The sequence below is a fragment of the Enterobacter sp. genome, from assembly GCF_977039595.1.
The window spans coordinates 1-10,545 of the sequence record NZ_CDRQYH010000103.1 but is presented as its reverse complement, the minus strand read 5'-3'; the positions used below and the strand labels follow the sequence as shown (position 1 = coordinate 10,545).

Annotated in this window: 10 protein-coding genes and 2 pseudogenes; 5 read left to right on the top strand and 7 right to left on the bottom strand. The window is 54.6% G+C overall.

Features of this window, described 5'->3' with window-relative positions; genetic code table 11:
• Positions 1 to 125: 125 nt before the first annotated feature.
• The 7 genes and pseudogenes from ACWYRJ_RS19655 to pspF all read right to left on the bottom strand — a co-directional run.
• A pseudogene (locus ACWYRJ_RS19655) lies at positions 126 to 650 on the bottom strand (ATP-grasp fold amidoligase family protein); the annotation flags it as partial.
• Between the two features lie 161 nt (positions 651 to 811).
• Positions 812 to 1,618 (bottom strand): putrescine export ABC transporter ATP-binding protein SapF, encoded by an 807-nt coding sequence (gene sapF, locus ACWYRJ_RS19650; RefSeq protein WP_023312051.1) that lies wholly within the window; start codon positions 1,616 to 1,618, stop codon positions 812 to 814.
• A 1-nt stretch (position 1,619) separates the two neighbouring features.
• A complete protein-coding gene (gene sapD / locus ACWYRJ_RS19645; RefSeq protein ID WP_008501228.1) occupies positions 1,620 to 2,612 on the bottom strand; it encodes a putrescine export ABC transporter ATP-binding protein SapD in 993 nt (330 codons plus the stop codon).
• On the bottom strand, positions 2,612 to 3,502 hold the full coding sequence (gene sapC / locus ACWYRJ_RS19640; RefSeq protein ID WP_111965098.1) for a putrescine export ABC transporter permease SapC: 891 nt from the start codon (positions 3,500 to 3,502) through the stop codon (positions 2,612 to 2,614). The genes sapD and sapC overlap by 1 nt, the downstream gene beginning before the upstream one ends.
• Positions 3,489 to 4,454, bottom strand: coding sequence for a putrescine export ABC transporter permease SapB (gene sapB, locus ACWYRJ_RS19635; protein ID WP_069719064.1), 966 nt, complete (start codon positions 4,452 to 4,454; stop codon positions 3,489 to 3,491). The genes sapC and sapB overlap by 14 nt, the downstream gene beginning before the upstream one ends.
• Complete coding sequence (gene sapA / locus ACWYRJ_RS19630) at positions 4,451 to 6,091, bottom strand: ABC transporter substrate-binding protein SapA (protein ID WP_455508464.1); 1,641 nt, start codon at positions 6,089 to 6,091, stop codon at positions 4,451 to 4,453. The genes sapB and sapA overlap by 4 nt, the downstream gene beginning before the upstream one ends.
• Before the next feature lie 87 nt (positions 6,092 to 6,178).
• Positions 6,179 to 7,156, bottom strand: coding sequence for a phage shock protein operon transcriptional activator (gene pspF / locus ACWYRJ_RS19625; RefSeq protein ID WP_136194970.1), 978 nt, complete (start codon positions 7,154 to 7,156; stop codon positions 6,179 to 6,181).
• Between the two features lie 166 nt (positions 7,157 to 7,322).
• Between pspF and pspA the strand changes: the two genes are divergently transcribed.
• From pspA to ACWYRJ_RS19600, 5 genes and pseudogenes are all read left to right on the top strand, one after another.
• Entirely contained in the window at positions 7,323 to 7,991 is a 669-nt protein-coding gene (pspA, locus tag ACWYRJ_RS19620) for a phage shock protein PspA (protein ID WP_023335926.1), read from the top strand.
• 49 nt (positions 7,992 to 8,040) lie between these two features.
• Entirely contained in the window at positions 8,041 to 8,265 is a 225-nt protein-coding gene (pspB, locus tag ACWYRJ_RS19615) for an envelope stress response membrane protein PspB (protein WP_023312045.1), read from the top strand.
• Positions 8,265 to 8,624: an envelope stress response membrane protein PspC gene (gene pspC, locus ACWYRJ_RS19610; RefSeq protein ID WP_008501237.1), complete on the top strand. Its 360-nt coding sequence runs from the start codon at positions 8,265 to 8,267 to the stop codon at positions 8,622 to 8,624. The genes pspB and pspC overlap by 1 nt, the downstream gene beginning before the upstream one ends.
• A gap of 12 nt (positions 8,625 to 8,636) precedes the next feature.
• Entirely contained in the window at positions 8,637 to 8,861 is a 225-nt protein-coding gene (gene pspD / locus ACWYRJ_RS19605) for a phage shock protein PspD (RefSeq protein ID WP_111965095.1), read from the top strand.
• A gap of 196 nt (positions 8,862 to 9,057) precedes the next feature.
• Positions 9,058 to 10,446 (top strand): annotated as a pseudogene (locus ACWYRJ_RS19600) (sugar phosphorylase); the annotation flags it as partial.
• Between the last annotated feature and the right edge of the window lie 99 nt (positions 10,447 to 10,545).

Below are 10,545 nucleotides of genomic sequence, written 5' to 3'. Positions count from 1 at the left end.
TATGGCCCTGGTACGAGCGCTGAACAAAATGACGAAAGCAGGTATGCCTGAAAGCGTGCGTATTGCCTGAAAACACAACCCGCTACGGGGGAGACTTACCCGAAATCTGATTTATTCAACAAAGCCTCAGCATTATCGAAGAGATCGACAAACGGCTCGCAGAGTATACTGGGCGTAATATTTTTGTACTGCCATTCGCGCGTGGTGTAGTACAGATTTTTCTTTAACGCGAGACTCAGTTTTTTACACGCTTCCCTGACGTTAAATTGCGCTTTGTTTGTACATATTATAGTGCTGCCGCTGTCATGGTTGCACTTAAGGACGAATTTGTCAGGGAGTACTGAAAAATCAATCTGCGACGCCCGGGTATAAACGCCAATTAATGGCACCGTTTTCACGCGCGTTGTTCTGGAGGAAACGTATGCCCGAACGGCGAGTTTATCGGCAAGCATGGTGTAGAAGTTATTATGGTCATAGACCAGACGATGGCATATTTTTTCACTCAGCGTAGTGGGGGATTTAATGTCGGGGCTTTTCCCGGATATTTTCTTTAGCCTGATAGTATGAAAGTGCAGGTCCGACATTAAAAAAGAACGGCATTTTCTGATGAGATACTCGGTATATTTTAGAACATAGGTAGTGGTGTTCATTTCTTCTCCTCCGTAATGTCCCGGTATTCTGGAGAAGAACTGTTGATTGATATTGCATAAAATAAGGAGCAGGGATGGAGACGAAAGAGTAAAGGATTAAATAGCGAATGAAGTCTATTTAATCCCTAATTTAGTGGGGCGATTTTTGTTTGCCGTCGCGCTTAGCGGTCCTTTCTCCATGCATCGGCGGTCAATGCTTCACCAAAGTGACCCGCAATCAGTCGTTTCGTCAGCTCATGAAGCGGGGAGGCCATCACATCCGCGGTGCTGCCACGCTCAACCACTTCACCCTGGTGCATGACCATCACCTGATCGCTGATATGCTTCATCATCCCCAGATGCTGGGTGACGTAGATATACGAGATCCCCTGTTTTTCCTGCAATTCCAGCATCAGGTTAATCAGCTGCGAGCGCATCGACATATCCAGCGAGGCAAGCGCTTCATCCGCAATGATCACTTTTGGCCGCAAAATCAACGCACGCGCCAGACCCAGGCGCTGTTTCTGACCGGGTGCCAGCATGTGCGGGTAGTAGCTTTCGTGGTCCGGTAACAGCCCAACCATACGCAGGGTTTCGAATACGCGCTTACGGCGTGCCTCCGGCTCCAGGTCAGTGTTCAGACGCAGCGGAAAATCGAGGATTTGCGAAATGCGCTGGCGTGGGTTAAGCGAGGTAGACGGATCCTGAAAGATCATGCGGATGCGCTGGCTGCGGAAAGAGTAATCGCCGAACGTCAGAGGATGATCGTCAATCAATACTTCGCCTGCCGTGGGCTCAACCATGCCGGCGAGCATTTTCGCCAGGGTGGATTTCCCGGAACCGTTCTCGCCGATGATCGCCAGGGTCTGTTTTTCACGCAGCGTAAAGCTCAGCGGCTTCACCGCGTCGACGGTTTGACGATGAAACAGCCCCGTGCGGTAGCGAAAGGTCTTACTCAGGTTGCGCACTTCCAGTAAGGTTTCGACCATTTCACTCTCTCTCCATGTTCAGCGGGAAATGACAGGCGTAAAGATGATTTTTTGCCCCGGTCAGGCGTGGCGTCTCGATACATTTACGCTGAGCGTAGGGGCAACGCGGCCCCAGACGACAGCCTATTGGCAAAGATTCCAGCAGTGGAATCGCCCCCGGCAGGGTATTCAGGCGGCTTTTATGCGGCATGGCGCTGCCAAAATCCGGAATGGCGCGGATAAGTGCCTGCGTATACGGGTGGTGCGGCGCGGTGATTAGATCTTCACTCGGCGCGGTTTCGACCGTTTGCCCGCAGTACATCACGTCAATTTTATCCGCCCATTTGCTGAGCATTTGCAGGTCATGGCTGATCAGCAAAATGGTGGTGTTGTTGTTCTGGTTGAGACGCGACAGCAGGCGGAAAATTTGCGCCTGCGTGGTGGGTTCCATCGCGTTCGTTGGTTCATCCGCAATCAGCAGGCGCGGCTGATTGGCCAGCGCGATGGCAATCATCACTTTCTGACATTCGCCGTCGGTCAGCTCGTAAGGGAAGCTGCGCATCGCATCTTTGTGGTCTTTGATCCCGACGCGGTGTAAAAGCTCGATGGCGCGACGCTTGCGCCAGCCAACGCGTTGCCACCAGCGGCCTTTGTAGGTCCAGCCGGGAATGTTCTGCATCAACTGTTTACCCACGCGTTCGGACGGGTCGAGACAGGACTGTGGCTCCTGGAAAATCATCGAGACGTTGTGGCCGACCAGCTTACGCCGCTCACGAGGGGAGAGGCGCAGCAGATCGATATCATCAAACCGCATACGGTCTGCGGTCACGCGCCAGTTGTCTTTCGCCACGCCGCAGATAGCTTTGGCAATCAGGCTTTTTCCTGAGCCGGATTCTCCCACCAGCCCGCGAATTTCCCCCTCCGCGAGGGTGATACTGATGCGATCGACGGCTTTAACCCAGCCTTCACCGGTTTTGAATTCGATGGTGAGGTTGCGGATATCAAGAAGCGGCATTATTGCACCCCCGCGTTAATTGCACGGCGAATACCGTCGCCCAGCAGGTTGATCAGCAGCACGCTTACCATAATGGCCGCACCCGGCAGCATGACCGTCCACGGTGCTACGTAAATTAACTCCAGCGCGTCGCCAAGCATCGCCCCCCATTCGGGCGACGGCAGCTGCGCGCCGAGGTCAAGGAAGCCGAGCGCCGCGATGTCCAGGATCGCCATCGACAGGGCGCGGGTGATCTCGGTGACCAGCCCTGAGGCGATGTTAGGCAGCACGGCAAACCACAGAATGTTGAAGGTCGTCGCGCCGTCCAGACGCGCGGCGACGACATACTCTTTTTCCAGCTCATCATGCACCATGCTGTAAACCGAGCGCACGATGCGCGGCAGGATAGCCAGCCAGACGGCGAACATGGCATGCGACAGATGCGGACCGGCAAAGGCAACAACAATGATCGCCAGCAGCAGGGACGGAATTGACAGCAGCGTATCCAGAATGTGATTAAGCACCGCCGAACGGAGACCATGCGTGGAGCCCGCAAAAATACCGAGCGCCAGCCCGCAGATCGTTGCCGCGAGCGTCACCACAAATGCGCCGCCGACCGTCGGGGCCGCACCGCTCAGCAGGCGGCTCAACACGTCACGTCCGAGATCGTCCGTTCCCAGGAAGAAGGAGACTTCGCCGTAGCGCGACCAGGACGGCGGCAGCAGCTGATAGCCGAGGAACTGCTGATCGATGCCATACGGCGCAAACCACGAGCCAAAGACGCACAGCAATACCAGACCGGCGCAGCCATAAAGGCCGATCATTGCCGTGGTGTCACCATAGAATTTACGCCACACGGTACGCAGCACGCCGGGCGTGCGCTTTTCACTGTATACGTTATCGTAAGGCATACCATTCCTTATGCTTCAATGGGTTAGCCATGGCACCCAGAATATCGGACAACACGTTAACAATAATGACCAGCGAACCAATCACCATCACACCCGCAGAAATAGCGGCATAATCCTGCTGGCGAATGGCGTTAATCAGCCATCGCCCCAGGCCTGGCCAGCTAAAGACCATCTCGGTGATCATGGCCAGCGTCAGCATGGTGGAAAATTGTAATCCCAGGCGCGGAATAACCGGCGGCAGCGCGTTGTGCAGGACGTTGCGGCGCAGTATGGTCAGGCGCGACAGTCCGCGCGTGGCGGCGGCTTTGACATAGTTCTGGTCAAACACCTCGATGGTGCTCAGGCGCATCAGGCGGATCACTTCGGTTGTTGGCGCAACCGCCAGCGTCAGCACAGGCAATACCATATGGCGCAGGGCGCTGACGATCATCTCGTGGCGCCATACGGAATCGGACAGCCACGCGTCAATGATGGCAAATCCCGTCACCGTTTTAACCGTATAGAGCAGATCAAAACGGCCAGAAACCGGAAGCCAGCCCATCGTCAGCGAGAAGAAAAGCGTCAGCAGCAGCGCCAGCCAAAAGACCGGGATGGAGAAGCCGAGCAGGGCGAGGGCACTGATAAACTTATCCTGCCATTTGTTGCGATAAATCCCGGCCAGCATGCCCACGGGGATCCCGACCATCAGGGCAAAACCGAAGGCCAGAATGCACAGTTCCATCGTGGCCGGGAAAACCTCTTTCAACTGATCGGAAATAAGCTGCCCGTTAATGCTGGATACGCCGAAATCCCAGTGCAGCAGCCCGTTAAACCAGAACAGCCAGGCATCCCACAGCGACGACCCCTGGAGCGGGGCGTGGGGCGTGAAATAGCTCAGGCTGAAGCCGACAAAGTTCAGGAAAAAGAGCGTCACCAGCAGCAAAAGGAGCCGACGCAAGGTAAAAATAATCATGGTTTTTTCACCTCTTGTTCTTTTTCACGCGATACGCCGGCGAACGAGGCGTTGCCGAACGGGCTCAGCACCAGGCCCTTAATATCATAACGATAGGCCTGAAGACGCAGGGAAGAGGCCAGCGGCAGCACCGGCAGTTCCTGGGCCAGGATCTTCTGCGCTTCATCATAGGCGTCGATGCGCGAGGCCAGCTGTTGGGAAGACAGCGCTTTTTGCAGCACGGCGTCAAACTCCCGGTTACACCAGTGGGCGTAGTTGGTCTGCGAGTTTATCGCCGCACAGCTTAGCAGCGGCCGGAAGAAGCTGTCCGGGTCGTTACTGTCGGTAGCCCAGCCGGTCAGGGTTAAATCATGATTCATGTCCATCAGGCGCGCCTCCTGGAAACGGCCCTCAACCGGTACGATGATCACTTTGACGCCCACCTGCGCCATATCCGCCTGCAGCAGTTCGGCGGTCTTGAGCGGGCTCGGGTTCCACGCCTGGGAACTGGTTGGCACCCAAAGCTGCAGCGTCAGGTTTTCCGCCCCCAGCGCTTTCAGCTGTTCACGCGCTTTTGCCGGATTGTATTCCGTAATTTTAGCCTCACCGTCGTAGGCCCACGAGGCGCGCGGTAAAATTGAGACGGCGGTTTCCGCCGTGCCGTAGTAGATCGACTGCATCAGGCGCTGGTTGTTAATCGCCAGCGCCAGAGCGTGTCGAACGGCAGGGTTATTCAACGGCGGCTTATCCGTGTTAAAGGCCAGATACGCGATGTTCATCCCCGGGCGTAACGTCAGGCGCAGGCGCGGATCGTCGCGCAAAATCGTGAGCTGGCTGGCCGCGGGCCAGGCAAGCACGTCGCATTCCCCGGTGAGCAGTTTCGACAGACGCCCCGTCCCGCCAGAACCCAAATCGACCACCACCTGCGGCATCAGCGGCGTACCGCGCCAGAAGTGTTCATGGCGTTGCAGACGAATATACTGTCCGGCGCGATATTCGGCCTGCTGGAACGGACCGGTGCCGACCGGCTGGCGATCGAGCAGTTCCTGACGATCTTTTTTCGTCAGCTGAGCCGCGTATTCGGCCGACATGACGGATGCATAGTGGGTCGCCAGATGCCAGAGGAAGGAGGCATCCGGGCGCGTCAGCGTGAATTCAACCGTGCGGTGGTCCAGCTTACGCACGCTTTTCACGGTGTCGGCAAACTGCAGGCTGTCGAAATAGGGGAAGTTGCTGCCGTTAACGTTATGCCACGGGTGATTGCGGTTGAAGATACGCTGGAAGGTAAAGACCACGTCATCCGCGTTCAGCTTGCGCGAGGGGGTAAACCACGGCGTACGCTGGAACGCGACATCATCGCGCAGGTGAAAACGGTAGGTTGCCCCGTTATCCAGCACTTCCCAGCTTTCCGCAAGCTCGGGCACCAGACGGTAGGTGTACGGGTCGACGTCAAGCAGACGATCGTAAAGCTGCGCGGCAAGGGTATCCACGATCAGGCCGCTGCCCGCTTTTTGCGGGTTGAAGGTGTCCACCTGTCCGCTTACGCAATAGACGAAGCCGCTGTCACGAATGTCAGGCTGTTGCGTTTGCCCGGGCGCGGCAAAGGCCAGGCTGCTAAACAGACCAAGTGCAAAAAAGGACGATAAAACCAGACGCATAATTTTTAAGGTTTTTAGGTTCGATCTGCAAAGTGTATCGCACTTACGCCTGCTTCGTAAAAATGTCTATGGTAAGTGCTGATATTGTCAGCGCATTTGATGCTTTTTAAGCAATGCCCTTAACTGATGGTAGGTCAGACCCAGCAGTTCAGCCGCCCGTTTCTGGTTATATTTCGCCGTCTTAAGGCTGTGCTCCAGCAGCTGTTTCTCCTGTTCGTGCTGGAACTGGCGTAAATCGAGAGGCAGAGAGGGGAGATCGCCTGAAGACGCTGGTGCCGGCAGCGGCGTCGCGCTGCGCTGAAAAGGATCGATAATGATGTTGTCCAGCTCGGTCTCGCTGCTGCCGTGGCGATAGACGGAACGCTCCACGACGTTTTTTAGCTCGCGGATATTTCCCGGCCAGTGGTAAGCCAGCAGCGTCTCCCGAGCATAATCGCTGAAGCCGGGGAAGAGCGGCAGTCCGAGCTCGCGGCACATCTGAATCGCAAACTGGTCTGCCAGCAGCATGATGTCGCTTTTGCGCTCGCGCAGCGGAGGAAGCTGAACGACGTCAAAGGCCAGGCGGTCAAGCAGGTCGGCGCGGAATTTCTCCTCCGCCACCATCTCCGGCAGGTTGGCGTTAGTGGCGCACACCAGGCGCACGTTCACCTGCAGCGGCTGGCTACCGCCGACGCGCTCCAGCTCGCCGTACTCAATCACGCGAAGCAGTTTTTCCTGCACCAGCATGGGCGCGGTGGCCAGTTCATCCAGAAACAGCGTACCGCCGTCGGCGCGCTCAAAGCGTCCTGGATGGCGTTTCTGGGCACCGGTAAATGCACCCGCTTCATGGCCGAAGAGCTCGGTGTCGAGCAGGTTTTCATTCAGCGCCGCGCAGTTCAGGGAAATGAAGGGGCCGTCCCAGCGCCCGGATAAATAGTGCAGACGGTTGGCGATGAGTTCCTTACCCGTACCGCGCTCGCCGATGATTAGCACCGGTTTGTTAAGCGGCGCAAGGCGAGAGACCTGTTCCAGCACTTCGAGAAAGCTGTTTGCTTCGCCGAGTAAATTGTCTTTGTATCCAGGCATGATGAAATTAACCACTCCTTAGCGATATTCACCAGGAAAGAGTAATCCTTCATTGCATAAAAATCAATCAGGCTCAGTGAAATCAATAAGATAAAAAGTTGGCATGATGTTTGTATTATCAGTACAGCAGGGCATAGCCCGATAACAGAACTATGAGGATTAGATTATGGGTATTTTTTCTCGTTTTGCCGACATCGTGAACGCCAACATCAACTCACTGCTTGAGAAAGCGGAAGATCCGCAGAAGCTGGTGCGTCTGATGATTCAGGAGATGGAAGACACGCTGGTTGAAGTGCGTTCCACCTCCGCCCGCGCGCTGGCGGAGAAAAAACAGCTTACGCGTCGCATTGAACAGGCTACCGCTCAGCTGAACGAATGGCAGGAAAAAGCGGAACTGGCGCTGCGCAAAGACAAAGAAGATCTGGCCCGTGCGGCGCTGATCGAAAAACAGAAGCTGGCTGATATGGTCGCGACGCTTGAGCATGAAGTGACGCTGGTGGACGACACGCTCACCCGTATGAAGAAAGAGATTGGCGAGCTGGAAAACAAGCTGAGCGAGACCCGTGCGCGTCAGCAGGCGCTGACCCTGCGTCACCAGGCTGCGAGCTCCTCCCGCGACGTGCGTCGTCAGCTGGACAGCGGTAAGCTGGATGAAGCGATGGCCCGTTTTGAATCGTTTGAACGTCGTATCGATCAGATGGAAGCTGAAGCCGAAAGCCACGGCATCGGTAAGCCGAAGTCGCTGGATCAACAGTTCGCCGACCTGAAGGCTGATGATGAAATCAGCGAGCAGCTGGCGGCACTGAAAGCCAAAATGAAGCAAGACAACCAATAATAATTCCTGCGGCACCTGATCGTGCCGCATCGTAAGACAAGGAGTACACATGAGCGCGCTTTTTCTGGCCATTCCCCTGACAATTTTCGTGCTGTTCGTTTTGCCGATTTGGCTGTGGCTACACTATAGCAACCGTTCTTCACGGGGCGAACTTTCCCAGAGTGAACAACAGCGTCTGGTACAGCTCTCCGATGAAGCGAACAAAATGCGCGAACGCATTCAGGCGCTGGAAGCCATCCTGGATGCTGAACATCCAAACTGGAGGGACCGTTAATGTCTGGACTGAATCTGAACAAAAAGCTGTGGCGAATTCCACAGCAGGGCATGGTGCGCGGCGTCTGTGCCGGGCTGGCGCATTATCTTGACGTCCCGGTTAAGCTGGTACGCGTGGTGACGGTGCTGTCGATCTTCTTTGGTCTGGCATTTATCACCCTGGTAGCTTACATCGTGCTGTCGTTTGTTCTTGACCCGATGCCGGAAGGAGAGCTGGCTGCGGAGGGTGCCCCAACCAGCAGCGATCTTCTTAATGCGGTTGATGCGCAACTCGCCGCCGGTGAGAAGCGGTTACGGGAAATGGAACGCTATGTCACGTCGGATACCTTTACGCTGAGAAGTCGTTTTCGTCAGCTTTAAGAGAGAGATGAGATGAAACAACACTGGCAACAGGCCGGTCAGAAGGTAAAACCCGGCCTGAAAATCGCAGGTAAACTGGTCCTGCTGACCGCGTTACGGTTCGGCCCGGCAGGCGTGGCGGGCTGGGCGATCAAATCCGTTGCCCGCAAGCCGATCAGAATGGTGCTGGCCGTGGCGCTCGAACCGCTGTTGCAAAAGGTGGCAAAACGGCTTTCTCGCCGCTACTTATCCCAATAATTCCCGCTGGCGCTAGTCCTTTCCCTGACGGGCGAGGGACTGGCGATAGCTCACCGCATTTCCTCTTTACCCGTTCTTTCTTTGCGGCAGCTCACAATATTGTGCTGAGCTGCTTTGCAATCACCTTTTTCACCTCCCCGGTCCGTTGACAGATATTTTTCATGGGAGTAGATTGCCACTTCGTGGGATCGCTACCATGGAAAATGAAATGAATCCAAAAATTAAAGAGCTCATTAATCTTGTTTACGGGGAAACGTTTTCTGAAGCCCATTTGAATGTGCTGCTGGAAAATATCGGAAAGGCCGCCTCTGTTATTACAGAAAAACGTAAAACGGGCTGGGATGAAAAAGATGTCGTTCTGATAACCTATGCCGACCAGTTTTCAGCGAAAGGGGAGAAAGCACTCCCTGTTTTTACACGTTTTTATAACAAATGGCTTTCTCGTTCTTTTTCTCATGTCCATCTTTTGCCTTTTTATCCATGGTCTTCTGACGACGGATTTTCTGTTATTGATTATCATGAGGTTGCACCTGAAACCGGAACATGGCGAGACGTTGCCGAATTAAAACAGTCAGCCAGTTTAATGTTTGATTTCGTATGCAACCATATGTCAGCCAAAAGCAAATGGTTCGCTAATTACCTGAAGCAAACGCCAGGGTATGACGATTTCTTTATTTCTGTCGATCCTGAAACAGACTTATCCGCGGTGACGCGTCCGCGTGCCTTGCCGCTTCTTACGCCTTTCACACTGCATGATGGCAGCGTGCGATACCTGTGGACTACCTTCAGCGAGGACCAGGTTGATCTCAACTTCGCCTCCCCGCAGGTGCTGATTGTGATGGTCGACGTGCTGCTGCATTACCTGATTGAAGGGGCGCGATACATTCGTCTGGATGCTGTGGGCTTCATGTGGAAAATACCCGGAACAACCTGCATCCATCTTAAGCAAACCCATCAGCTCATCCAGCTTTTCCGCGCCATTACCGAGGCTGTTGCTCCGGGCACGGTGATTATCACCGAGACGAATGTTCCGCATAAAGATAACGTTGCTTACTTTGGTGACGGTGAAAATGAAGCGCAGATGGTTTATCAATTCTCTTTGCCGCCGCTGGTGCTGCACGCGGTGCATTCTCAGGACGTCCGTACGCTGAGCCAGTGGGCGGCGTCGCTTGCGTTACCTTCGACAAAAACGACTTGGTTCAATTTCCTGGCCTCACATGATGGCATTGGTCTCAACCCATTACGCGGAATATTACCTGAGTCGGAGATCCTCTCGCTTGTAGAAAAGCTTCAGACCGAAGGTGCGTTGGTTAACTGGAAAAATAACCCGGATGGCACACGAAGCCCGTATGAAATTAATGTGACCTATCTGGATGCTTTGAGTACGCGAGAAAGTCATGATAGCGAACGCATTGCCCGGTTTATTCTGGCGCATGCCGTCCTCTTAAGCTTCCCCGGCGTGCCTGCTGTTTATATCCAGAGTATTCTCGGCTCCCGTAATGATTATGCAGGTGTTAAACGTCTGGGATATAACCGTGCGATAAATCGCGAGAAATATACCGCAGGACAAATTGATAGTGCGCTTGAAGGGCTTTGTTGAATAAATCAGATTTCGGGTAAGTCTCCCCCGTAGCGGGTTGTGTTTTCAGGCAATACGCACGCTTTCAGGCATACCTGCTTTCGT

What these genes read in the sequence shown, in the direction of transcription:
- sapF (WP_023312051.1), bottom strand. Translation starts at nt 1,618, where the DNA reads ATGGTCGAAACCTTACTGGAAGTGCGCAACCTGAGTAAGACCTTTCGC.
- sapD (WP_008501228.1), bottom strand. Translation starts at nt 2,612, where the DNA reads ATGCCGCTTCTTGATATCCGCAACCTCACCATCGAATTCAAAACCGGT.
- sapC (WP_111965098.1), bottom strand. Translation starts at nt 3,502, where the DNA reads ATGCCTTACGATAACGTATACAGTGAAAAGCGCACGCCCGGCGTGCTG.
- sapB (WP_069719064.1), bottom strand. Translation starts at nt 4,454, where the DNA reads ATGATTATTTTTACCTTGCGTCGGCTCCTTTTGCTGCTGGTGACGCTC.
- sapA (WP_455508464.1), bottom strand. Translation starts at nt 6,091, where the DNA reads ATGCGTCTGGTTTTATCGTCCTTTTTTGCACTTGGTCTGTTTAGCAGC.
- pspF (WP_136194970.1), bottom strand. Translation starts at nt 7,156, where the DNA reads ATGCCTGGATACAAAGACAATTTACTCGGCGAAGCAAACAGCTTTCTC.
- pspA (WP_023335926.1), top strand. Translation starts at nt 7,323, where the DNA reads ATGGGTATTTTTTCTCGTTTTGCCGACATCGTGAACGCCAACATCAAC.
- pspB (WP_023312045.1), top strand. Translation starts at nt 8,041, where the DNA reads ATGAGCGCGCTTTTTCTGGCCATTCCCCTGACAATTTTCGTGCTGTTC.
- pspC (WP_008501237.1), top strand. Translation starts at nt 8,265, where the DNA reads ATGTCTGGACTGAATCTGAACAAAAAGCTGTGGCGAATTCCACAGCAG.
- pspD (WP_111965095.1), top strand. Translation starts at nt 8,637, where the DNA reads ATGAAACAACACTGGCAACAGGCCGGTCAGAAGGTAAAACCCGGCCTG.